The organism is Leucobacter komagatae (assembly GCF_006716085.1).
In the GTDB taxonomy this organism is placed as follows: domain Bacteria; phylum Actinomycetota; class Actinomycetes; order Actinomycetales; family Microbacteriaceae; genus Leucobacter; species Leucobacter komagatae.
The window spans coordinates 2,104,205-2,126,185 of record NZ_VFON01000001.1 but is presented as its reverse complement, the minus strand read 5'-3'; the positions used below and the strand labels follow the sequence as shown (position 1 = coordinate 2,126,185).

Annotated in this window: 20 protein-coding genes; 9 read left to right on the top strand and 11 right to left on the bottom strand. The window is 69.3% G+C overall.

Annotated features, from left to right (window positions below; genetic code table 11):
• Nucleotides 1-40 precede the first annotated feature (40 nt).
• Nucleotides 41-1,210, top strand: a complete 1,170-nt coding sequence (locus FB468_RS09670; protein WP_141887164.1) for an acetyl-CoA C-acyltransferase — start codon at nt 41-43, stop codon at nt 1,208-1,210.
• Between the two features lie 91 nt (nt 1,211-1,301).
• On the opposite strand, the gene FB468_RS09665 is transcribed toward FB468_RS09670, so the two are convergent.
• Complete coding sequence (locus FB468_RS09665) at nt 1,302-2,504, bottom strand: MFS transporter (protein WP_141887163.1); 1,203 nt, start codon at nt 2,502-2,504, stop codon at nt 1,302-1,304.
• A 60-nt stretch (nt 2,505-2,564) separates the two neighbouring features.
• Here FB468_RS09665 and FB468_RS09660 point away from each other — a divergent pair, with 60 nt between their 5' ends.
• Nucleotides 2,565-2,894: a hypothetical protein gene (locus FB468_RS09660; RefSeq protein WP_141887162.1), complete on the top strand. Its 330-nt coding sequence runs from the start codon at nt 2,565-2,567 to the stop codon at nt 2,892-2,894.
• Here FB468_RS09660 and FB468_RS09655 read toward each other — a convergent pair.
• A complete protein-coding gene (locus FB468_RS09655; protein WP_141887161.1) occupies nt 2,884-4,203 on the bottom strand; it encodes an MFS transporter in 1,320 nt (439 codons plus the stop codon). The two genes, FB468_RS09660 and FB468_RS09655, sit on opposite strands and share 11 nt — an antisense overlap.
• A 90-nt stretch (nt 4,204-4,293) precedes the next feature.
• Here FB468_RS09655 and FB468_RS09650 point away from each other — a divergent pair, with 90 nt between their 5' ends.
• Entirely contained in the window at nt 4,294-5,268 is a 975-nt protein-coding gene (locus tag FB468_RS09650; protein WP_141887160.1) for a quinone oxidoreductase family protein, read from the top strand.
• A gap of 103 nt (nt 5,269-5,371) precedes the next feature.
• Nucleotides 5,372-6,574, top strand: a complete 1,203-nt coding sequence (locus FB468_RS09645; protein WP_141887159.1) for a cobalamin-independent methionine synthase II family protein — start codon at nt 5,372-5,374, stop codon at nt 6,572-6,574.
• A 197-nt stretch (nt 6,575-6,771) separates the two neighbouring features.
• Here FB468_RS09645 and FB468_RS09640 read toward each other — a convergent pair whose 3' ends face one another.
• Together FB468_RS09640 and lplAB are read right to left on the bottom strand one after the other, a co-directional pair.
• Nucleotides 6,772-7,128: a VOC family protein gene (locus tag FB468_RS09640; protein ID WP_141887158.1), complete on the bottom strand. Its 357-nt coding sequence runs from the start codon at nt 7,126-7,128 to the stop codon at nt 6,772-6,774.
• Between the two features lie 36 nt (nt 7,129-7,164).
• The gene (gene lplAB / locus FB468_RS09635; protein WP_141887157.1) at nt 7,165-8,214 is read right to left on the bottom strand and encodes a lipoate-protein ligase LplAB; all 1,050 of its coding nucleotides are present in this window, start codon (nt 8,212-8,214) and stop codon (nt 7,165-7,167) included.
• A 155-nt stretch (nt 8,215-8,369) separates the two neighbouring features.
• Here lplAB and FB468_RS09630 point away from each other — a divergent pair, with 155 nt between their 5' ends.
• Complete coding sequence (locus FB468_RS09630) at nt 8,370-9,578, top strand: MFS transporter (RefSeq protein WP_141888227.1); 1,209 nt, start codon at nt 8,370-8,372, stop codon at nt 9,576-9,578.
• Nucleotides 9,579-9,621: 43 nt separating this feature from the next.
• Here the strand turns inward: FB468_RS09630 and FB468_RS09625 are convergent, their stop codons facing one another.
• The 6 genes from FB468_RS09625 to FB468_RS09600 all read right to left on the bottom strand — a co-directional run bounded on the left by FB468_RS09625 (nt 9,622) and on the right by FB468_RS09600 (nt 16,755).
• Nucleotides 9,622-10,296: a hypothetical protein gene (locus FB468_RS09625; protein ID WP_141887156.1), complete on the bottom strand. Its 675-nt coding sequence runs from the start codon at nt 10,294-10,296 to the stop codon at nt 9,622-9,624.
• 121 nt (nt 10,297-10,417) lie between these two features.
• Nucleotides 10,418-11,221, bottom strand: coding sequence for a putative hydro-lyase (locus FB468_RS09620; protein ID WP_141887155.1), 804 nt, complete (start codon nt 11,219-11,221; stop codon nt 10,418-10,420).
• 51 nt (nt 11,222-11,272) lie between these two features.
• The gene (locus FB468_RS09615) at nt 11,273-13,048 is read right to left on the bottom strand and encodes an ATP-binding protein (protein WP_141887154.1); all 1,776 of its coding nucleotides are present in this window, start codon (nt 13,046-13,048) and stop codon (nt 11,273-11,275) included.
• Nucleotides 13,045-14,667: a 5-oxoprolinase subunit B/C family protein gene (locus FB468_RS09610; protein ID WP_141887153.1), complete on the bottom strand. Its 1,623-nt coding sequence runs from the start codon at nt 14,665-14,667 to the stop codon at nt 13,045-13,047. The genes FB468_RS09615 and FB468_RS09610 overlap by 4 nt, the downstream gene beginning before the upstream one ends.
• On the bottom strand, nt 14,664-15,437 hold the full coding sequence (locus FB468_RS09605; protein WP_141887152.1) for a LamB/YcsF family protein: 774 nt from the start codon (nt 15,435-15,437) through the stop codon (nt 14,664-14,666). The genes FB468_RS09610 and FB468_RS09605 overlap by 4 nt, the downstream gene beginning before the upstream one ends.
• Before the next feature lie 25 nt (nt 15,438-15,462).
• Nucleotides 15,463-16,755 carry an NRAMP family divalent metal transporter gene (locus FB468_RS09600; RefSeq protein WP_141887151.1) on the bottom strand — a complete coding sequence of 431 codons (1,293 nt, stop codon included), beginning with the start codon at nt 16,753-16,755 and terminating at the stop codon, nt 15,463-15,465.
• 146 nt (nt 16,756-16,901) lie between these two features.
• Between FB468_RS09600 and FB468_RS09595 the strand changes: the two genes are divergently transcribed.
• Nucleotides 16,902-17,588: a GntR family transcriptional regulator gene (locus FB468_RS09595; protein WP_246055834.1), complete on the top strand. Its 687-nt coding sequence runs from the start codon at nt 16,902-16,904 to the stop codon at nt 17,586-17,588.
• Nucleotides 17,589-17,600: 12 nt separating this feature from the next.
• Here the strand turns inward: FB468_RS09595 and FB468_RS09590 are convergent, their stop codons facing one another.
• Complete coding sequence (locus FB468_RS09590; RefSeq protein ID WP_141887150.1) at nt 17,601-18,485, bottom strand: alpha/beta fold hydrolase; 885 nt, start codon at nt 18,483-18,485, stop codon at nt 17,601-17,603.
• A gap of 40 nt (nt 18,486-18,525) precedes the next feature.
• On the opposite strand from FB468_RS09590, the gene FB468_RS09585 reads away from it, so the two are divergent.
• The 3 genes from FB468_RS09585 to FB468_RS09575 all read left to right on the top strand — a co-directional run bounded on the left by FB468_RS09585 (nt 18,526) and on the right by FB468_RS09575 (nt 21,980).
• Nucleotides 18,526-19,491 carry an alpha/beta hydrolase gene (locus FB468_RS09585; RefSeq protein WP_141887149.1) on the top strand — a complete coding sequence of 322 codons (966 nt, stop codon included), beginning with the start codon at nt 18,526-18,528 and terminating at the stop codon, nt 19,489-19,491.
• 9 nt (nt 19,492-19,500) lie between these two features.
• The gene (locus FB468_RS09580) at nt 19,501-20,448 is read left to right on the top strand and encodes a 2-hydroxyacid dehydrogenase (RefSeq protein ID WP_141887148.1); all 948 of its coding nucleotides are present in this window, start codon (nt 19,501-19,503) and stop codon (nt 20,446-20,448) included.
• Nucleotides 20,449-20,594: 146 nt separating this feature from the next.
• A complete protein-coding gene (locus tag FB468_RS09575; protein WP_141887147.1) occupies nt 20,595-21,980 on the top strand; it encodes a glycine--tRNA ligase in 1,386 nt (461 codons plus the stop codon).
• Nucleotide 21,981: the final 1 nt, after the last annotated feature.

Here is a 21,981-nt window from a genome sequence, read left to right as displayed (position 1 = left end):
ATGAGGGGAGAGAAGACCGTCGTAATCGAGGAGGATTCCCATGACCGCACTCATCGCGGGCTACGCACGCACGCCGTTCACCAAGTTCACCGGGCAGCTCGCCGGCGAGACGGCAGTCGCGCTTGGAGCGCACGCTGCGAAGGCAGCGCTTGAGCGCGCAGGTGTCGCAGCCGACAAGGTCGACACCGTTGTCGCGGGTCAGGTGTTGCAGGGCGGTGCCGGGCAGAACCCCGCGCGCCAGACCGCTGTCGCCGCGGGCGTTCCGATGAGCGTTCCAGCCATCACGCTCAACGCCGTTTGCCTCTCGGGTACCGAGGCCGTGTCGCAGGCCGTCAGGCTCATCAACTCGGGCGAGGCCGAGGTCGTCCTTGCCGTCGGCCAGGAGTCGATGACGCTCGCACCCCACGTCATGCCGCTGCGCGCGGGCACCAAGTACGGCCCGGCGACCCTCATCGACACCGTTGAGCACGACGGCCTCACCGACGCGTTCGACCAGGTCGCGATGGGCGCGCTCACCGAGACCGGTAACGGCCCGCTGAAGCTCACCCGCGAGGAGCAAGACGAGTTCTCGGCCGCCTCGCACCAGCGCGCTGCGGCCTCGGCCGAGTTCCTCGCGGCAGAGATCGCTCCGTACACCGTGAAGACCCGGCGCGGCGAGACCGTCGTCTCGGCCGACGACGGCGTCCGCGCAGACACGACCGCGGAGGGCCTCGCGGGCCTCCGCCCCGCGTTTGCGAAGGACGGCACGATCACCGCGGGCAACGCATCGCAGATCACCGACGGCGCCGCGGCCCTCGTCATCGTCAGCGAGGCTGCGGCCGAGCGGCTCGGGCTCAAGCCCATCGCGAGCGTCGAGGCGACCGCGTTTGTCGCGGGCCCCGACTCGCACCTGCACTCGCAGCCGTCGCGCGCGATCGCGGCAGCCCTCGCGAAGACAGGAAACTCGGCCAGCGAGCTCGCTGCGGTCGAGATCAATGAGGCGTTCGCCGCCGTCGGCATCCAGTCGACTCGCGAGCTCGGCATCGACCCCGCGATCGTGAACCAGCACGGCGGCGCGATCGCGCTCGGCCACCCGATCGGCGCCTCGGGCGCGCGCATCGTCGGCACCCTCGCGCGTCAGCTCGCGGAGGCGGGCTCGGGCTCGCTCGGTGCAGTCGGCATCTGCGGCGGCGGCGGCCAGGGCTCGGCGGTCGTGCTCCGCGCACTGTAACGAGTCCGCGCGCTGCAACAGCGCCGAGCATCGCGAGCGGGGAGGGAGCCCAGACCGGGGCCCTCCCCGCTCGCGTTTCTGCCGGTGCCGACTAGGGCGCGAGCCGCACGGTTCGCCCGTCGCGGAGGATCCACCCGGCGGTCAGATGCAGCGCGAGCGCCGCGACCGACACGACGAGCGGCAACGCCCAGCCGCCGCTCAGGTCGTGCGCCCAGCCAAACAGCACGGGGCCGAGCGCGGCGATGCTGTAACCAACAGCCTGCGACATCCCGGAGACCGCCGTCGCGGTGCGCGCGTCGGGCGAGCGCTGCGCGATGAGGGTGAGTGAGACGCTCAGTGCGGCGCCGCAGCACAGCCCGAGCGCGACGATCCAGACGAACGTCGCGCCGGGCGCAAGGACGAGCCCGATAACGCCCGCGAGCTGGATCACGGGGAGCGCGACCTGCAGCAGCGAACGGCCGTCGAAGCGCAAGAGCAGCGGGGCGACGAGCGAGCCGACCATGCCGCAGATGTGGAACAGCGTGATCCCGGTACTCGTGACCACCGCGCTCGCGCCACGGGAGAACATGATCGGCGCGATCCACGTCGCGAGGATGTAGAACGTGGTTGATTGCGCGCCCATGTAGCACGCGAGCAGCCAGGCGGTCTTCGAACGCCACACGAGGCGGCCAACGGGGGCCGCGGGGCTCGGCGCCTCGAGCGCCGCTCGCCTGCCACCCCGCTCGGCGATGAGCAGCCAGGCGACGAGGGCGACGGGGATGGTGAGCCCGGTCGCGAGCAGCCCGGCCTCCCAACCGAGCGGCGCCCCCGCCACCTCGGCGCGGGAGACGGGGATCGCGATGGCCGTACCGATGCCGGCCGCGCCACCGAGTGCTGCGGAATACACGCCCATGACGGCCGGGGTGCGCGGCCCGAAGTCGCGCTTCACGATCGCGGGCATGAGCACGTTCGCGACCGCGAGGGCCGCCCCGATGAGCACGGTGCCGAGCCACAGGTTCGCGGTTGAGAAGTCGAGGGATCGCCAGATCGTGCCAAGCGCAAGCACGACGAGCGACACCGTGACCGTGCGGTCCATGCCGAGCTTCGCTGAGATGCCGTGGGCGAGCGGCGAGACCGCCGCCCAAGTGAGGAGCGGAATCGACGCCAGCAGCCCGAGCGCGCCCGCGCTCACGCCGCGGCTGTCGGCGATGTCGTTCAGCAGCGGGCCGACACCGGCGATCGTCATGCGCATGTTCAGCGCGACGAGGAAGACGGCGACGAACTGCCAGACCAGGCGTCTCGAGGGGCTACTCACTCACTGATGCTATCCGCTCCCGGAGGTGCGCTTCGCCGCCTCATCGGCGAAACTGTCACTATGAATCACTCTCAGGGCTGGAACATCGACGCGCTCGACGGTCAGGAGCACACCCTGCTCTCGTTCTCACTGGGGGAGTGGGAAGCGATGCTCGGGGGCGGGCCAGACCGCTTCGTCGTGACGGCCTCGGCGGGCGGCAGTTCGCGCATCGCGAACGCGCGCACGCTGCGCGAGGACATCGACGACGAGGAAACCGTCGATTTGACCGTTGGCGGTCAAAGCATCGACTACCCCTGGGAATACGCACTCACGCGCGAGGAAGCGCTCGCCGCCATGACCGACCTCGCAGCGGGCCAGCTGAGCGGCGAGCAGTGGGAGGTCATCTCGTAGCGTGTGGGATCGGCGTGCGCCGCTCGCGCGCGAGCACGGTGATCGCCCCGCCGACCACCGAGAGCACGGCCGCAACCGAGAAGACGAGCCAGAAGCCGCCGACGAGGGCGACGAGCAGCGCGCCGATCACGGGGCCGAGAAGCTGGCCGAGGGCCGCCGCCGTGTTCACGAGCCCGAGGTCGCGGCCGTGGTCGCGCTCGCTCGGGAGCACGTCGGTCGCGAACGCGAGGCCGACCGTTGAGAACGCGCCGTAGCCGACGCCCATGATGCCGGCCGCGAAGATCGTCATCCCGAACGTCGGCGAGACGACGAGCAGCACCCCTGACAGTGCCTGCACGACCGTCGCCGCGAGCGCGAGGCCGCGCCTGCGACCCAGCTTGTCTGAGGCGAGGCCGGCGGCAACCGAGGCCGCGACGACGAACACCGTGTAGACGACCACGACGATGAGCAGGTTGTCCTCGGCCGCCGCGTGCTCTTGCCCGAGCCCGTAGAGGAGGAAGAACAGGAAGAGTGAGGTGCCGAGCGCGTTGCCCACGTTCACGACGAGCCTGCCGATGAGCACCCAGCGGAAGTCGCGGTCGCGCATGAACTCGAAGCCGCGCCCCCTCCGCCATGCCGCCCCTCGCGCCCCTCGCGCCCCTCGCGCCGCTTCGCCCAGCGCTGACGGCTCCTGTGCCGTGCTGTGCCCGGCGGTGCCTCCCGAGGGGTCGGGGAGCAGGATCGCGGTGAGCGTGCCTAAGACCGCGACCCCGATCGCGAGCATGACGTAGCCCGCCGCGACGCTGAGACCGAGGAGCACGACGGCGCTGACTCCGAGCACGATGCCGAGGGCCTGTGCCGACGACGCGGCCGAGGACGCCGCGCCGCGCTGTTCGGGCGGGAGCTGGTCTGCGATCATCGCGGCAAACGCCGCGGAGGCAACGGCCGTGCCGATGCACACCCCGACCCAGGCGGCGCCAATGCCGAGCGCGCTCGTGCTCGCTCCGGTGACGAGCAGGCAGGCGGCCGCGATCCACACCCCGGCGAGCGCCCAGGGGCGGCGCTTGGGCCGCGATCCTGATTGCCTGTCTGACAGCGCACCGGCGATCGGGCCCGCGAGCACGCCCGCGAGGCCCCCGACGCCGAGTACGATGCCCGACGAAACCACGCCCCGCACCCAGCCCGTGGCGCTGTCTGGGGTGTCGAGCTGGAGCGGGAGGAGCAGCTGCAGCGGCGTGAGCTGCGCCGTCCAGAGCACTATCCAGGCCAGCGTGAAGAGGGTGAACCAGGAGCGGCCGACCCTGGGCCGCGTGATCTGTGTTTCGGACATCTTTATCCTTTGTGCAGGGTGGCCGCGGGCAATGCGCCGGGCTGAGTTTGCTGGATGAAGTTTACGCCCGCACGAGCGTATGGTGGGAGTATGCGTGCGATCATTGCGAACCAGTCAGGCGGACCAGAGGTACTCGAGCTGGCGGAGGCGCCCGCACCGCAGGCTGGCCCCGGCGAGATCCTTGTCGAGACCGCCGCGGTCGGCGTGAACTTCATCGAGACCTACCAGCGGTCTGGGCTCTACCCCGTTTCGTTCCCGTTTACCCCCGGCGCCGAGGCAACGGGGCGCGTCGCCGCCATCGGCGAGGGCGTCGAGGGCTTCGAAACCGGCGACCGCATCGTGACGGCCGAGGCACGCGCGAGCTACGCCGAGCAGTTCGTCGTTGCCGCCGAGGCCGCGGTGCGCGTGCCCGATTCGCTCGCGGAGGTGCTCACCGATGAGCGGGCCGCGGCGCTCCCACTGCAGGGGCTCACTGCTCACTACCTCGGGAATTCTTCGTCGCGCCCGGAGGCGGGCGAGACCGTGCTGCTGCACGCCGGTGCTGGCGGCGTCGGCCTGCTGCTCACCCAGCTGCTCGCCGCACGTGATGTTCGGGTCATCACCACGGCCTCGACTGAGGAGAAGCGCGAGCTCAGTCGTGCCGCCGGAGCGTTCGAGGCGATCCCGTACGAGGGCTTCGCAGAACGCGCCCGTGAACTCACCGACGGCGTTGGCGTCTCGGTCGTGTATGACGGCGTCGGCAAAGACACGTTTGATGACTCGCTGCGTGCGCTGAAGGTGCGTGGCAACATGGTGCTGTTCGGCGGCGCGAGCGGGCCGGTGCCGCCCTTCGACCTGCAGCGGCTGAATGCCGCAGGGGCCCTGAGCGTGACGCGGCCCTCGCTTGCGTTCTTCCTCCGCAGTGCCGAGGAACGCGCCTGGCGCTACGGCGAGCTGTTTGGCGCGTTGAAGGCGAGCACACTCGACCTGCGGGTGGGCGCATCGTTCCCGCTCGCGGAGGCCGCCGACGCGCACCGCGCACTCGAGGGGAGGGCGACGACCGGCAAGGTCGTGCTCACGGTCTAGCGGGGCTGCTCCTGGAGTGCTCGTGTGCCGGCCTGGTGCTAGTGCAATGTCATTTGGCGTCACGCAACTGGGCTGCGCCCCGAACGCCGGATAGCTTCAAGGTATGACACGGATCGAGACCACCACAGCCGGCAGCCTTCCCCGCACCGAGGCGCTCATCGCGGCGAACGCCGCACGCACCTTCGAGGACGATGGGTTCACGCTCAAGTCGACCCCCGAGTTCGAAGCGCTCGTCGCCGAGGCGACCCGCGACGTCGTCGACCGGCAGCGCGAGGCGGGCATCACGCAGCCCGGCGACGGCGAGTTCGGCAAAGCGATGTCGAACGCCGTCGACTACGGTGCGTGGTGGACGTACTCGTTCCAGCGCACCGCTGGCCTCGAGATCACGGGGAAGGACATCTTCAGCCAGGAGCCCGTCCGCTCCGAGCCCGGCAACGTGCGCCTCACGACGTTCCCCGACCGCCGCGACTGGACGGCGTTCGCGGCTGCCTATCAGGACCCGGAGGGCGGCATCAGCGTCGGCAAGAACGCGACGGCCTTCCCCGCGACGACCGGCCTGATCAGCTACACGGGGCACGACGCGATCGCCGCCGACACCCGCAACCTCGTCGCGGCGCTCAAACCGGGGGAGCGTGGCTTCCTCACCGCGATCGCCCCGGGCTCGGCGGCGCGCATTGAGAACGAGTTCTACGCGACCGAGCAGGAGCACATCGACGCGTGGGTGGATGCCCTGCGCGAGGAGTACCGCGCCGTGACCGACGCGGGTCTCATCCTGCAGCTCGACGACCCCTCGCTCGCCGAGAACTGGGATCAGATCAACCCGGAGCCGAGCGTCGAGGACTACCTCGCGTTCACGCAGATCAGGATCGACGCCATCAACCGCGCCATCGAAGGGCTCCCGAAAGAGCAGATCAGGCTGCACCTGTGCTGGGGCTCGTGGCACGGCCCGCACACGACCGACATTGAGCTGAAGCACATCCTGAACACGGTGCTCGGGGCCAACGTTGGGCAGATCTCGTTCGAGGCGGCAAATGCGCGCCACGAGCATGAGTGGGCCGTCTGGGATGAGCAGCGTGACCTTATCCCTGATGACCTGATCCTCGTGCCCGGCGTCGTGAGCCACGCGACGAACCTCGTCGAGCACCCAGACCTCGTCGCGCAGCGCATCGAGCGGTTCGCGAAGATTGTCGGCCCCGAGCGGGTCATCGCCGCGACCGACTGCGGCCTCGGTGGGCGGGTGCACCCGCAGATCGCCTGGGCGAAGCTCGAGTCGCTGGGTGAGGGCGCGCGCCGCGCTCGGGTCTAGGGGGTTGGCCGCCCGGCCCCAGCCGCTCACCTACGCCGCCAGCCCCGCACTCACTCACACCGCATGTGATCTGCAGTTCCTATGCCGCCCGCCCGGCGTGTCCGGCATAGGAACTGCAGAACACAGACCTTGGGCGGGACGGCGCTCTGGGCAGGGCGGACTGCGGTGTGGCGTTTCGGAGGCCCTGTGTGCGGGCCCTAGTGGGGGTCGCCGATGCAGAACTCGTTGCCGTCGGGGTCAGCGAATGTGTCCCACGAGAAATCGGACTCGCCGCGCCTGCCGAGGTGGGTCGCGCCGGCGGCGATCCACTCGGTGACCATCGCGTCGCGGTCGACGTCCGGGGTGCGGTCGAAGTCAAGGTGCACCCGGTTCTTGCCGGGAGTCGGGTCCTCGACCTTCTGGAAGCCGAGCGCGACAGGCACCTCTGGGGCCCGCACCATGCAGAACCAGCCGTCGGCGTCGTGCACAATCTTGCCGCCCAGGCGCTCAGCCCACCACGCGGCGAGCGGCCGGGGGTCTGTAGTGTCGATCGTGACCATGCCGAGTCGAATCATGCGGGGCTCCTTGTGGTGCTGTGGTGCTGGGCGGGGCTACGGTACGCGCCGCAGCCACTCCTCGGATGAGAACTTCTGCTCGACGAGCCGCTCTGCCGCGTCCCACTCGCCCTCGGTGACCTCGCCCATCACGCCGCCGTGGCGCCGCTGGAAGACCTCGATCATGCGCTCGACGATCTCCTCGCGTGTCTTGCCGGTCTGGCTCTTCAGCGGGTCGACGCGCTTCTGCGCGCTCGCGGTGCCTTTATCGGAGAGCTTCTCGCGCCCGATCCTGAGCACGGAGGTCATGGCCGTGGGATCCATATCGTAGGCCATCGTCACATGGTGCAGGATCGCGCCGGAGCCGAGCCGCTTCTGCGCCGCCCCGCCGATCTTGCCGAGCGGGCTTGTGATGTCGTTGAGCGGCTTGTAGACGGCGTCGATGCCGAGCGACTTCAGCGCCTCGAGTACCCAGTCGTCGAGGTAGGCGTAGGAGTCGGCGAACGACATCCCGCGCACGAGCTCGCCCGGAATATAGAGCGCGTACGTAATGCTCGCCTCGGGCTCCATGTACATCGCGCCACCGCCAGAGATCCGGCGCACGAGCGTCGCGTTGTGCTCTGCTGCCGCCTCCTCGTCGACCTCGTTCTTCACGGACTGGAATGAGCCGATGATGACGGCGGGTTCGTTCCACTCCCAGATGCGCAGCGTCGGGCCCCGAAGGCCCTCGCCGACCGCGGTCGTGAGCACCTCGTCGAGCGCGGCGTTGAGCATCGGGGTGACTGCCGGTTCGCGCACGATTTGCCAGTCGTAGTCGCGCCAGTGGGCGGCGCCGGTGACGCCGCGGCGGATAGCAACACCAACCGAGTCGGGCGTGAACCCGAGCAGGTGCACCTCGCTCGGGAGTGCCTGTCTGATCGCGTTCGCGAAGTCCTCGATCGTCGAGTTCGGGTTCATGCCCTCGATCGCAGCGTTGATGTCGAGGAGCGCCTCGTCGGGTTCGAGAAAGAAGTCTCCGGAGAGCCGGAAGTCAGCGATCTTGCCGTCGTCGACCTCGAAGTCGACGACCACGAGCTTGCCTCCGGGAACCTTGTATTCGCCGTGCATGTCACCCTCCTTGTGCCGTAGTCATAGGGTACTCCTCGGCGCTCGCGAGGGCTATGCGGGCGCGGTCCGCGGCGACCGCAGGAGTAAGGTGAACAGAATGAACAGGAACCGTCGTGGCTGAACCGATCGCGAAGTTTCTGCTGCGGCTCGCCCCGATGATCTACGGGCCGACACTGCTGTTTGCTCTCGGGCAGGGCGCGCTGATCCCGCTTATCCCGACCATGGCGACCCGGGCTGGCGCCGACCTCGCGACCTCCGGTCTCGTCGCGTCGGCGCTCGTCGTCGGCCAGCTGTGTGGCAACATTCCGGCGGGTTGGCTCGTCGCGAAGGTCGGCGAGCGCATGGCGATGGTCATCTCAGGGTTCCTCGCGCTCGCGGGCGCCCTGATGCTCCCGTTCGCCTCGAACATCGGTGTGCTCGCGCTCGCGATCTTCATCAACGGGTTCTGCGCGGCGGCGTTCGGGCTTGCCCGGCACTCATTCATGGCGACGCACGTGCCGTTCCACTTCCGCGCGCGGGCCCTCGCGCTCCTCGGCGGAAGTTACCGCTTCGGCATGTTCCTCGGCCCGTTCGTCGGCGCACTGCTGCTAGGGTCGAGCGGCCACGAGAGTGCCGTCATCTGGTTCCTCATCGCGTGCCTCGCCGTGACTGTGCTGCTCGTCTGGTTCGGCCCCGACCCTGAGCGTGAGTTCGAGGCCGGCGCGCGCGAGCCCATCACGGGCGAGGCGACCGCGGGCGTGAGCCTACCCGACTCGCCGAACGCGAAAGAGGGCGTGTTCAGCACAATGGTCCGATTCCGCGCTGTTCTCGCGAGGCTCGGCCTCGCGGCATCGACGCTCTCGGCGCTACGCGCGGCGCGCCAGGTCGTGCTGCCGATCTGGGGCGTCGCGATCGGCCTCGACGCGCAGACGATCTCGCTCGTTGTCGGGATCTCGGGCGCCCTCGACTTCGCGCTGTTTTACGCGAGCGGCCAGGTGATGGATCGCTTCGGCAGGCTGTGGGCGGTGATCCCGTCCATGCTCATGATGAGCTTCGCGTTCCTGATGCTCGCGCTCACCGGTGGCTGGGACTCGGCAACGGCCTGGTTCATCGCGCTCGCCGCAGTCATCGGTGTTGCGAACGGGCTCTCGAGCGGGCTGCTGCTCACGCTCGGCGCCGACCTCGCTCCCAAGCAGAACCCGGCGCCCTTCCTCGGCTCGTGGCGCACGCTCACGAGCGCGGGCGCCGCCGCAGCGCCCGTGCTGTTCTCGGGCATGGCGGCCGTCGCCCCAATCGGGGTCGCGACGGCGGCGATGGGCGTGATCGGGCTGTTCGGCACCTGGGCGTTCCTCCGCTGGATGCCGCGGAAGGGCGGCCGGGCCTAACCCGACCTCTCCTCTTCCCTCGGCTCGAATCCTCTGGTCGAACTCACCCCTCCGAAGCGAACGTGACGCTCGCACGAGAATTCTCGATGAGCGCGCGCATGTCTTCGCCTTGCTTCGGGTATTCGTGATCACCGCAGGTGGCGACGGCAATCAACGCGTAAGAACCAGCACGATAGGCGTAGGTCGTTCCACCGAGCTGCGGTTCTGCTTCAGCAGCAAAACTGGCCTTCGCGAAAGCAAACTGTGCTTCGAGTGCTCCGTCGTTGACGAACGCCCCCAGCATCACCGGCTCTTCTTGCTGCACAGTGACTTCCGTGTTGAAAGCTTCCTGGCCGAGTTCCAATGTGAAGTCTCTGGCGACCTCCGCCGAGTCCGGTGACTCCGAATCCGCATGTCCAACCGACTGATGAAACTGAATGATGCAATACGGTGAAACGGTCACTTGAGCGACTCGCTCCTCAGGGAAATCCTCAATCTCCCATCCATCAGGAAGTGGTTGTGGAATGCTCCAGAAGAGATCATCAGGGGCCTCGCCAGCGACGATCTTCGCAGTAAGTTCTAGCTCTTCATCTGCAAAGAACTCCTCTGCCGGGTCGGCTTTTGGAACTGAGACCTCGGCCACGGGGCTGCAGCCAGTGAGGGAGACACCCGCGGTAAGCAGGGTGAGGATCGCGGCCCTGCTCACAGTGGCCCGGGAAAGATGTTGTTTGCGAGGCATGACTCGATCTTAGCTGCCTACGTATTCTGGATCGGATACATGAGTAGCCTTTCTCGGGGCCCTGCGGGCAACCGCAGGAAGGGGGGCCAGGGCTAACCCGACCGCCCCTTCCGCCCGCGCCTCACACCATGTAGTTCGCGTCGGGCACGTCGGTGACGAACATATAGCCGGGGGCGTGCGTGAGCGCGAACGGCGGCTTCGACGCCATGATGGCGGCCTGGGGAGTCACGCCACAGGCCCAGAAGACGGGCACCTCGCCAGTGCGAATTTCGGGGGCGTCACCAAAGTCGGGCGCCTGCACATCGGCGATGCCGAGACCTGCTGCGTCACCGACGTGCACGGGGGCGCCGTGCACGGCCGGGTACCTGCCAGAGATCTGCACGGCGTCGGCCACCCGGTCACCGGGAATCGGGCGCATCGAGACAACTAGCTCCCCGGTGAGCCGACCCGCGGGGGTGCAGGCGCGGTTCGTTCGGTACATCGGCACGTTGCGCCCGAGGGTTTGGTGCCTGACTTCGATGCCCGCATCCACGAGGCCGGCCTCGAACGTGAAGCTGCAGCCGATGAGAAACGACACGAGGTCGGGGTGCTCCTCCCACGCGGTGGACGCGTCGGTCGGCTCCTCCGCGAGCTCGCCGTCGCGCCACACGCGGTACTGGGGGATGTCGGTGCGAAGGTCTGAGCCGGGCGCAAGCAGCGACTCGGTCGCGCCCGCATCGAGTACCTCGAGCACCGGGCACGCTTGGGGGTTGCGCTGCGCGTACAGCAGCACGTCGTACGCCCAATCAGCCGGCACCGAGATGAGGTTCGCCTGGACGAGGCCGTGGGCGACGCCGCTCGTCGGGGCAATGGCGCCCGCGCGGTACGCCGCTCGCGCGTCTCGGGCTTCTGCCAGCTGGGATGGGGTCGCGAGTATGCGGGTCATGGTGTTCCTCCTACCGTCGTTGGTGAGTCGTACGTTGAGTGGGTACGGCCGCTAGTCGATGTTTCCGATTGCGGCACCCGCTGCGAGGGCGGCCCCGGGCTCGGTGCCGTGCCGAAGCGTGCCTGCGACGGGCGCCTTGACGGGCACCTCCATCTTCATCGCTTCGAGCAGCGCCACGGTATCGCCAGCCTGAACGACGGCGCCGTCTGCGACCGACCACGACGCCAGTGTGGACGCGAAGGGCGCGGTGAGCGCCCCGGCAGTATCACCAGCACCACCAGCCGAGCCAGCACCACCAGCCGAACCAGCACCAGCAGCACCCGCGCCAGCGCCCTGCGTCACGGCCCCGGTCTCGAGTCGAGCGAGCAGGCTCTCGGGCAGCCCGAGCTCGACGATCTTGCCATCGAGCTCGATGGGCAGGCGCGTGAGTCGCGGCACGCCAGGGGCCGCGACGGCTGACGCGGGCTCGAACTCGGCGGTGGATTCTTCTTCGATCCAGCGGGTATGCACCCCGAAGGCTCCGCCCGGCGCTGCGAACGCGTCGTCCGCGACGACGGCCCTGTGGAACGGCAGCACCGTCGCGACACCCTCGACGACGAACTCGGCGAGCGCGCGCCGCGCCCTGCGCAGCGCCTCGTCGCGGTCCGCTCCCCAGACGACGAGTTTTGCGAGCATCGAGTCGAAGCTGCCGGGAACCGTGTAGCCCTGGTACACGCCGGAGTCCACGCGAACGCCGGGGCCCGCGGGCAGTTCGAGCTTGGCGACGGTGCCCGGGGTCGGCAGGTAGCCGAGGCCGGGGTCTTCCGCGTTGATGCGGAACTCGAACGCGTGCCCGAAGGTCGGGATCTCGGTGGGCACGGTCATCGGGGCGCCCGCAGCGATGATGAACTGCTGCTGCACGAGGTCAATGCCGGTCACTACCTCGGTGATCGGGTGCTCGACCTGGAGCCGGGTGTTGACCTCGAGGAATGACAGCGTGCCGTCGTCGCCGAGCAGAAACTCGACGGTGCCGGCGCCGACGTAGCCCGCGGCGGCGCACACCGCGGCGGCGGCTTCGTGGATGCGCGCGCGCAGCTCGTCCGAGATGAACGGCGCCGGTGCCTCCTCGACGAGCTTCTGGTTGCGACGCTGCAGCGAGCAGTCGCGGGTGCCGAGCACCGCGATTCGCCCGTGGCGGTCGCCGAGTACCTGCGCCTCGATGTGCCGGGGCCGGTCAAGGAAGCGTTCGACGAGGCAGTCGCCCCTGCCGAAGGCCGCGGTCGCCTCACGCACGGCAGCGTCGTAGGCGTCGGCGATCTCCGCGCGCTCCCGCACGACCCGCATACCGCGGCCGCCGCCGCCGAAGACGGCCTTGATCGCGAGTGGGAGGCCGTGCTCGTCGGCGAACGCGAAGACCTCATCGACACCCGACACCGCGCCGGGTGTGCCGGGAACGAGGGGCGCCCCGACCTCCGCTGCGAGCGCGCGGGCGCGCGCTTTGTCGCCGAGCGTCTCGATGGTCGCGGGGTCTGGCCCGATCCACGTGAGGCCCGCGTTCTGCACCGCGGTCGCGAAGTCCGCCCGCTCCGAGAGGAAGCCGTAGCCGGGGTGCACCGCGTCTGCGCCCGCCCGGGCTGCGATGGCCAGGAGCTTCTCGATGCTGAGGTAGCTCTCCGCCGGGGTGGTTCCGTGCAGGGCGTAGGCCTCGTCAGCGAGGCGAACGTGCAGGGCGTCGGCGTCGTCATCGGCGTAGACCGCGACGCTCGCGATGCCGGCGTCGTTCGCGGCGCGGATGATGCGGACCGCGATTTCTCCGCGGTTCGCGATGAGGATCTTGGTGAGTGTCACTGTCGTGTCTCCGTTCGTGTGCGCGGCGCGTCCGCGATGAGAGTGAATCGCACGGCGCCGCCCGGGGTGAGCTGCGCGGCGAGGTCGATGTCGTCGTCGTGGACGACCGCGATGACGGGGTAGCCGCCGGTGAGCGGGTGGTCTGCGAGGAAGAGCACGGGCTGGCCGTCTGGCGGAACCTGGATCGACCCGAGTACGACGCCCTCGCTCGGGAGTTCGACGCCGCTGTGAACCGCGTCTCTGCGGAGGGGCTCGCCCGTGAGTCGCACGCCGACGCGGTCGCTCTGCGGCGCGACCCTCCAGGTTTGGTCGGTGAGGCGAGCGATGGCTTCGGCGTCGAACCAGTCGTCGCGCGGGCCGAGTATGACCCGCAGTGTCGTGACGTCGCCCGGCGCGGGGAGGTCAGGATCCTGCCCCGTGGGCGCGCCGACAGCGTGCGTCGCTGCGCCAGCCGGGCGGATCTCGTCGCCGACGGCGACCGGCGCGGGGCCGAGCCCAGCGAGCGTGTCGCGGGCGCGGCTGCCGAGGAAGGCCTCGCCACCGACGCCGCCGCGGAGCGCGAGGATCGAGCGCAGCCCGCGCTCTGCGGGGCTGAGCGTGAGGCGCTCGCCTGCGCTCAGGCGGAAGGGTGCGCCGTGGGCCACGTTTCTCGAGCCGAAGGGGCCGGTGATGCGGCCTGGCCGCGCCGCGCCAGTGAGCGCGAGCACGGTGGTCGCGAGTGCGTCGGCGGCAAAGCCGCCGTGGCCAAGTTCGAGGGCCGCGGTACCCGGGGCGTTGCCCACGAGCGCGTTCGCGGCGCGATAGGCACCGCGGATCGCGGTCCCCGCGCGGCCGACGCCCATCGCGGCGGCGCCGAGGCGCCCCGCGTCTTGCACGAGTGTCTGGAGCCCAGCGTCGACGACGCGGAGCACGGCTGCTGGGAGATTCTCAGCGGGGGCGCGCCGCGGCGCCCGCACCGCGGCGATCGCCGCTTCCTCTCGGGCCACCGTGAAACGGACGCGGCCGCCGGCAAGAAGCACCGCCGGCTGCTCGCGCTGGGTGTCCCACATCTGCGCGCTCGTCGAACCGATGATCTGCCAGCCGCCGGGACTCTCGCGCGGGTAGACGCCGGAGAACGCCCCGGCGAGGCCGACTGACCCGGGGTGGATGCGCGGGCGTGGGGTCTCGCGTCGAGGGACCGCGAGCGCGGGGTCGCCGCCGGAGAGGTATGCGAAGCCCGGCGCGAACCCCGTGAACGCGACCGCGTAGCTCGCGGCGGTGTGGCGCGCGACGACGGCCTCTTCGCTCATGCCGGTGAGGGCGGCGACCTCGGCGAGGTCGGGGCCCGAGTAGTGCACCGGGATGGAGACCTCGGGGCCGGCGTGATCGGCTCGCGCCGCGGCGTCAGACGCGCCGAGCAGCCTCGGCAGCTTCGCAGCGAGCCCGCGCGGGTCGCGGCCGTCGCCCCCGAGCACGAGCACCGTCTGCGCCGCAGGTACGAGCTCGTCGGCGTAAAACTCGCCCCGTTCGCGTGCGACCGAGAGTGCTGCGAACACGTCGAGCGCCGCGTCGAGGGAGTCGCAGTCGACGAGCGCGGCGGTAGTTCCCGCAGGCTTCACGCTCGGTGGACGGGTTGTCATTGAAGCGCCGGCCCGCTGAAGCTCGTGAGTTCGACGCCGGCTTCGAGCAGTCGCGCGCGCACCGCCCGCGCCATCCCGACGGCGTCGGGGCTGTCGCCGTGCACGCAGATGGACTCTGCCTCGACGGCGACGGTGCTGCCGTCGCGCGCCGTCACTGTGCCGTGCTGCACGAGTTGCAGCATGCGCGCGGAGACGAGCTCGGGCTCGTGCAGCACGGCCCCGGGTTCGCTTCGCGATACCAGCGCTCCGGTCGGCTCGTAGGCGCGATCGGCGAACGCTTCGGGCACGGCGCGCAGCCCGGCAGCGCGCGCCTGCTCGACGAGCGGCGAGCCCGCGAGGCACACGAGCGCGAGCTCGGGGTTGACCCGCTTGATCGCCGAGATCACCGTCGCGGCTTCTGCCTCGTTGAACGCGATGCTGTTGTAGAGGGCCCCGTGGGGCTTCACGTAGCGAACCTGGGTGCCTGCCGCCGCTGCGAGCGCCTGCAGGGCCCCGATCTGGTAGATCACGTCGGCCTCGAGTTCGTCGGCCGGAAGCGTCATCGGGCGGCGCCCGAAACCAGCGAGGTCGGGGTAGGCGACGTGCGCCCCAACCGTGACCCCGCGCGCGACCGCGCTCATCACCGTCGTGAACGCGGTCTTCGGGTCGCCAGCGTGGAAGCCGCAGGCAATGTTCGCGCTCGTGACGGTTTCGAGCATGCTCTCGTCGTCGCCCATGCGCCACGAGCCGTAGTGCTCACCGAGGTCGCTGTTGAGATCGATCCGCAGCATCGATACCCCTTTCTCTGTGGCGCGGCTATGCGCCGAGGAACTTGAAGATGGTGCCGAAGGAGACGGCCCCCATGTACCAGGTGAGCGCTGTCATGAGCGTACCGAGCACGAGCAGCCACAACTGAATGCGGTGGCCACCGAGCAGGTCGCGCCTGAACCAGGCGATGTACATGAAGACGGTGAACCCGATCGGCAGGATGAGGCCGTTAAAGCCGCCGGCGAAGACGAGCAGCGCGACCGGGGTCGTGCCCAAGACGAGGAAGACGACGAGCCCGACGGCGATGAACGCGACCGTCGCCCAGCTCCGCGCCCGCATATTGAGCTTCGCGCTGAAGACCGTCATGAACGACACCGACGTGAACGCGGCACCAATGACGCTTGAGATCGCCGCGGCCCAGAGCACGAGGCCGAACGCGCGCATGCCCCACTCGCCGGCGGCGGCCTCGAACGCCTGCGCCGCGGGGTTGGCGGCGAGGTCGAGCATCACGCCGCTCGCGGTGACCCCGAGGAACGCGAGGAAGAGCACGTAGCGCATGATGCCGGTAACCGCGATGCCGAAGAACGCTGATCGCGTGACCTGCTTGATGTGCTCGGGCCCCGTGGTGCCCGAGTCGAGGAGCTTATGGGCGCCGGCGTACGTAATGTAGCCGCCGACGGTGCCGCCGACGATCGTGGTGATCGCGGCGAAGTCGATGCTGTCGGGGAGCACGGTCTGCCGGAGCGCGTCGCCGAGCGGCGGGTTCGCGACGACGGCGACGGCGATGGTGAGACCGACCATGATGATGCCGAGCACGATGATCGCGCGGTCCATGATGATGCCGGCGCGGTGGGAAAGGAAGATCGCGATCGCGAGGACGGCGCTGATCGCGCCGCCGATGCGCGCGTCGAGCCCGAAGAGCGCATTCAGGCCGAGCCCGGCACCCGCGATGTTGCCGATGTTGAACACGAGGCCGCCGAGAATCACGAGTACCGAGAGCAGGTAGCCCGAGTAGGGGATGGCGGCGTTCGCGAGCTCTGCCGCGCGCTTGCCCGAGAGCGTGATGATCTGCCAGATATTCGCCTGGACGATGAAGTCGATGACGATCGAGACGAGGATGCCGAATGCGAACGCTGCGCCGAGCGTCGCGGTGAACGTCGCGGTCTGGGTGATGAAGCCCGGGCCGATCGCCGAGGTCGCCATCAGGAAGATCGCGCCGAGAAGTGAGGATCGCCGGGCCTTCGCGAAGCCGACGGCCCCGCTTGCGACGGTGGCAGGGCCGGGAACGGTGACCTGGCTGCCGCCTGGCTCGCCGTGGTCGGGGGAGTGTGAGGTGCTCATCGCTGAGGGCCTTTCGCGTCGTTGCGGCACGTGCTTGACAGAGAAGTGGAGTGATCCGTTCCATCAGAGTACACGGTTGTTTGAACAATGCAAGATAGATTGCTCAACAATCCTTGGGAATGCGGTGCGCTTGCTACACTTCACGCATGTCGTCGCCACGCCACACCTCGCCAGTTGACGGCGAAACCGTGGCAGTGTCGAGAGCGATGGAGGCCGCGGCAGAGATCCGCGGTCGCATCGCCGACGGAGAGCTCAAGCCGGGCGACCGCGTGCCCGAGGCGAAGCTCGCCGAGTCACTCGGCGTTTCGCGCAATACGCTGCGAGAGGCGTTTCGCACGCTCAGCCAAGAGGGCCTCATCACGCAGGTGCCCCACCGCGGCGCGTGCGTCGCGATTCCCAACATCAACACGATCATCGACGTCTACCGCGTGCGGCGGCTCATCGAGTGCCAGGCTGTCGCCGAGGCACTGCCCCGCCACCCGGCGCTCGCGAAGATGCGCGCCGCGGTCGAGGAAGCCCTCGAGTTTCGCCTACGAGACGACTGGCCGGCAATCGCCGGCGCGAATATCCGCTTTCACCAGGCGATCTTCGAGCTGGCCGACAGCCCGCGCCTGAACCGGCTCTACGGCCAGCTGACGGCCGAGCTCAGGCTCGCATTCGGGCTCATCGACGACCCCGAGTACCTCCACGCCCCGTTCCTCGAACGGAACCTTGAGATCGTCGAACTGCTCGAAGCGGGGCAGACCGAGCAGGCGGCCTCGCAGCTCAAGGACTACCTGTTCCTCGCCGAGCGGATCCTGCTCGCGGGCTACGAGCGCCTCGACCTCGGCTGACCCCGCGCCCCACTACTCGAGGTGTTCGAGCAGCCAGGTCGCGACGTCTGCGTACACGGCGTCGCGGTTGGTCTCGTTCAAGATCTCGTGGCGCGCGCCCGGGTAGACCTTCAGCGCGACCTCGCGGACTCCGCGGGCGCGGTATGCGTCGGCGAGGCGGCTCAGCCCGTCAGCTCGGCTCAGGGGGTCGTCGCTGCCCGAGACGATGAGCAGCGGGACGTCGACCGCGAGCCCCGGGCCAGGCGTGCCAAACAGCCGGAGGCCGTCGCTCACGCCGAAGAGCTTCAAGATGTTCGCCTCGAAGCAGAGGGGGTCGGCGATGAACGCGGCCGCGGTCGCGGGGTCACGGCTCAGCCACTCGAACCCCGTCGCGTTCTCCTCGTGCGCCCAGCTCGCGTTGAGCGCCCCGCTCTCCATGAAGCGCGGTGTCCGATACGCACTGCCCGAGAGCACGACCGCCTCCCACTGGCGCGGGTGTTCGTTGAGGATGCGCTGGGTCATGAGCGAGCCCCACGAGTGCCCGAACTGCGCGACCCTGAGCCCCGGGTGCTCTGCGCGGATGATGCCGGTGAGCTGGCGGATCGCGGCCTCCGCCGCTCGGAGTCCGCCGGGCCCAAGCTTGCCGAGGAGCGCGAGCTCGCCCCCGTGCTGCTTGCGCCCGGTCTCGCCGTGCCCGCGGTGGTCGTTGGCGTAGACGGCAATACCGGCGCGGCTCAGGTAGCGCGCGAACTCGTCGTAGCGCAGCGCGTGCTCGCCGATGCCGTGCGAGATTTGCACGGCGCCGATCGGCTCGGGGCGCGAGCTCTGGTCGGGCAGCCAGGCGTACGCGCTGATCTCGATGCCGTGCTCATCGGTGTAGGTGAAGTCGCGGCGTCCCTGCGAGTGCTGGTTGTTCATGGCTCCATTCTGGCGCACGGAGCGCAAATATACTGGGGCAATGCGGCGAACGTTGAGACAGGCAACGCCTCTCGCGCTCGCCGCCGCGCTCGCCCTCTCGGCCTGCGCGCCAGGCGACACTGAAGGAGAAGAGCCCGTGGCCGGAGTGCACATCACGTCCGTCGAGGTCGCGGGCCCGGGCGGAGCGGTGCCCGGCGCCGTGAACCGCGTAGGATCCGGATCGATCCCCGTCCGCACCTACGAGCCGGGCGGTGGGGCGACCCCCTGGGCGACCCTCGTCTGGGCGCACGGCGGCTCGTTCGTGCGCGGCACGCTCGACTGGCCCGAGGCCGACTGGGTGTCGCGCAGCTTCGCCGAGGCCGGTCTCAGAGTGGTCTCCGTCGATTACGTGCTCGCGAGCGAGACCGTGAAGGCCCCAGCGCCCTCGAACGACGTCACTGCGGTCGTCGCCTGGGCGGGCGCGGAGTACGACGGGCCGCTCGTCGTTGGTGGCGCGAGCGCGGGGGCGCACCTTGCGGTGCTCGCGACGCTCGACCAGCGCGATCGGCACCCCGACCGCGCGGCGGATGCGCTCATCCTCGAATACCCGACGCTGCACCGCGTGCAGCGGGCCGACCCGCGGCTCGCTGACGCGGTCGCCGCGCTGCCCGAGGCGCGCAGGTTCAGGGCCGACCGCATCGCCGAGATGTACGACTTTTACCTCGGCTCCGACCGGATCGGTGAGGTGGCTGGGGGCCCCGCCGTCGCGGGTGAGCTGCCTGCCGCGCGGCTCGCGCTGCTGCCGCCAACCATCGTCGTGAACGCCGACGCCGACGAGCTGCGCGCCTCGGGTGAGGAGTTCATCGAGCAGCTCGGAGCCGCGGGCGTCACCGTCTCCAGCCGGGTCGAAGAGGGAACCGTGCACGGCTACCTCAACCGGCCGACGGAAACGGCTGACGCGGCTGCGCAGTCGCGTGCCACGATCGAGTTCTTCGTGCGCGAGCTCCGGGAGATGGTCGGCCCCTAGACTGAGGCCATGAGCGATTTCGTTGTGTCACTGCCGACCGATCCCGACCTGTGGGAAGCGACCCGCGAACTCGAAGGTGTCGAGTTTGTTGAGTGGGACGTCGAGGGCCCAGCGCCCCGAGCCCACATCGACATCGTCATCCCGCCGTACTGGGGCGGCATCCGCCGTCTCGCGAACCTCTCCGAGGTGTCAACCCAGCTCGTCCAGTGGCAGTCGATCGGCTACAACGGCATCGAAAAGTACCTGCCGAGCGGCTACCCGCTCGCGAACGCGACCTCGGTGCATGAGGCCGCCACCGCTGAGCTCGCGGTGGGGCTCGCCATCGCCGCGCAGCGCGGGCTGCCTCGGTTCATCCGCGATGGCCTCGAGGGGAAGTGGGACCTCCAGACCTTCCCGAGCCTCGCCGATCGGCGAGTGCTCATCGTCGGCTACGGTGGCGTTGGCAAGGCGATCGAGGCGCGCCTCGCCGGGTTCGAGACCAAGATCACGCGGCTCGCGCGGACCGCGCGCGACGAGGTAAATGCGGCGGGCGACGCCGTGCACGTCCACGGCCTTGACGAACTGCACGCCCTGCTCCCGCAGGCTGAGGTGCTCATGCTCGGGCTCCCGCTCACCGACGAAACGCGCGGCCTGCTCGGCGCCGAGGCCTTTGCCGCACTCCCAGACGACGCGCTCGTCGTGAACGTTGGCCGCGGGCCCCTCGTCGACACCGACGCGCTCGTCGCCGAGCTCACCGCCGGCCGACTGCGGGCGGCGCTTGACGTCACCGACCCCGAGCCGCTTCCGCAGGATCACCCGCTGTGGTCCCTCCCGAACGCGCTGATCACGCCGCACGCCGGTGGTGACTCGACGGCCATGATGCCCCGCATGGTCGCGCTCATCGAGCGCCAGATCGCCCACCTGCGCGCGGGCGAGCGGCCGGAGAACATCGTGCTCGGAGAGTGGCCCGCGGCCTAGCGCGTCAGCCGAGGCTGAGAAGGTGCCTTGCGGGCGAGCCAGCCAGGTGCGATTAGCCGAGGCAGGCTAAACTGGGGCGGTGTGCGCGCGGCTGACGCCGCCGCACTTGCCCAAGATCCCCGTCTGCCCCTTGGAGTGAAACTCACATGGCTGAACAGTCCCGCCTCGATAAGGTCATCTCTCTCGCCCGCCACCGCGGCTTCGTCTTCCAGGCAGGTGAAATCTACGGTGGTTCGCGTTCTGCGTGGGACTACGGCCCGCTCGGCACCGCGCTCAAGGAGAACATCAAGCGCCAGTGGTGGAAGGCGATGGTTCAGCGCCGCGACGACGTCGTCGGTATCGACTCAAGCGTCATCCTCCCGAAGCGCGTCTGGGAGGCCTCGGGCCACGTCGAGGTCTTCAGTGACCCGCTCGTGGAGTGCCTGAACTGCCACAAGCGTTACCGCGAAGACCATCTCATCGAGGAGTTCGAGGAGAAGAAGGGCCGCGAGCCGAAGGACGGGCTCTCCGAGATCGTCTGTGTCGCCTGCGGCACCCGCGGCCAGTTCACCGAGCCGCGCGCGTTCTCGGGCCTGCTCAAGACGTACCTCGGCCCGGTTGACGATGAGGCAGGCCTCCACTACCTCCGCCCCGAGACCGCTCAGGGTATCTTCGTGAACTTCGCGAACGTTCTCCAGTCGGCGCGCATGAAGCCCCCGTTCGGCATCGGCCAGATCGGCAAGAGCTTCCGCAACGAGATCACGCCCGGCAACTTCATCTTCCGCACTCGCGAGTTCGAGCAGATGGAGATGGAATTCTTCGTCGAGCCCGGCACCGACGAAGAGTGGCAGGAATACTGGATGAACGAGCGGATGAACTGGTACGTCGACCTCGGTATCGACCGCGACAACCTCCGCTTCTACGACCACCCGCAGGAAAAGCTGTCGCACTACTCGAAGCGCACCGCCGACATCGAGTACAAGTTCGGCTTCCAGGGCAGCGAGTGGGGCGAGCTTGAGGGCATCGCGAACCGCACCGACTTCGACCTCACCACGCACTCGGAGCACTCGGGCAAGGACCTCAGCTTCTTCGACCAGACGAAGAACGAGCGCTACACGCCGTACGTCATCGAGCCCGCGGCGGGCCTCACCCGCTCGCTCATGGCGTTCCTCGTCGACGCGTACCGCGAGGAGGAGGTGCCGAACGCGAAGGGCGGCACCGATACCCGCACCATGCTCGCCCTCGACCCGCGCCTCGCGCCCGTCAAGGCCGCGGTACTCCCGCTCAGCCGCAATGAGAAGCTCTCGCCGCTCGCTCGTGAGATCGCTCAGGAGCTCCGCGAGGACTGGAACATCGACTTCGATGACTCGGGCGCGATCGGCCGCCGCTACCGCCGCCAGGACGAGATCGGCACCCCGTTCTGCGTCACGGTCGACTTCGAGTCGCTCGAAGACAACGCGGTGACCGTGCGTGAGCGTGACACCATGCAGCAGGAGCGCGTGCCGCGCGCCGAGCTGCACGCCTACCTCGCAGAGCGTCTTCGCGGCGCGTAAC

Excerpts from the sequence above, each read along its gene's own strand:
- FB468_RS09575 (WP_141887147.1), top strand. The coding sequence starts at position 20,595 with ATGGCTGAACAGTCCCGCCTCGATAAGGTCATCTCTCTCGCCCGCCAC.
- FB468_RS09655 (WP_141887161.1), bottom strand. The coding sequence starts at position 4,203 with ATGTCCGAAACACAGATCACGCGGCCCAGGGTCGGCCGCTCCTGGTTC.
- FB468_RS09590 (WP_141887150.1), bottom strand. The coding sequence starts at position 18,485 with ATGAACAACCAGCACTCGCAGGGACGCCGCGACTTCACCTACACCGAT.
- FB468_RS09580 (WP_141887148.1), top strand. The coding sequence starts at position 19,501 with ATGAGCGATTTCGTTGTGTCACTGCCGACCGATCCCGACCTGTGGGAA.
- FB468_RS09650 (WP_141887160.1), top strand. The coding sequence starts at position 4,294 with ATGCGTGCGATCATTGCGAACCAGTCAGGCGGACCAGAGGTACTCGAG.
- FB468_RS09620 (WP_141887155.1), bottom strand. The coding sequence starts at position 11,221 with ATGACCCGCATACTCGCGACCCCATCCCAGCTGGCAGAAGCCCGAGAC.
- FB468_RS09600 (WP_141887151.1), bottom strand. The coding sequence starts at position 16,755 with ATGAGCACCTCACACTCCCCCGACCACGGCGAGCCAGGCGGCAGCCAG.
- FB468_RS09630 (WP_141888227.1), top strand. The coding sequence starts at position 8,370 with ATGATCTACGGGCCGACACTGCTGTTTGCTCTCGGGCAGGGCGCGCTG.
- FB468_RS09640 (WP_141887158.1), bottom strand. The coding sequence starts at position 7,128 with ATGATTCGACTCGGCATGGTCACGATCGACACTACAGACCCCCGGCCG.
- FB468_RS09660 (WP_141887162.1), top strand. The coding sequence starts at position 2,565 with ATGAATCACTCTCAGGGCTGGAACATCGACGCGCTCGACGGTCAGGAG.
- FB468_RS09625 (WP_141887156.1), bottom strand. The coding sequence starts at position 10,296 with ATGCCTCGCAAACAACATCTTTCCCGGGCCACTGTGAGCAGGGCCGCG.
- FB468_RS09670 (WP_141887164.1), top strand. The coding sequence starts at position 41 with ATGACCGCACTCATCGCGGGCTACGCACGCACGCCGTTCACCAAGTTC.
- FB468_RS09595 (WP_246055834.1), top strand. The coding sequence starts at position 16,902 with ATGTCGTCGCCACGCCACACCTCGCCAGTTGACGGCGAAACCGTGGCA.
- FB468_RS09610 (WP_141887153.1), bottom strand. The coding sequence starts at position 14,667 with ATGACAACCCGTCCACCGAGCGTGAAGCCTGCGGGAACTACCGCCGCG.
- lplAB (WP_141887157.1), bottom strand. The coding sequence starts at position 8,214 with ATGCACGGCGAATACAAGGTTCCCGGAGGCAAGCTCGTGGTCGTCGAC.
- FB468_RS09585 (WP_141887149.1), top strand. The coding sequence starts at position 18,526 with ATGCGGCGAACGTTGAGACAGGCAACGCCTCTCGCGCTCGCCGCCGCG.
- FB468_RS09645 (WP_141887159.1), top strand. The coding sequence starts at position 5,372 with ATGACACGGATCGAGACCACCACAGCCGGCAGCCTTCCCCGCACCGAG.
- FB468_RS09605 (WP_141887152.1), bottom strand. The coding sequence starts at position 15,437 with ATGCTGCGGATCGATCTCAACAGCGACCTCGGTGAGCACTACGGCTCG.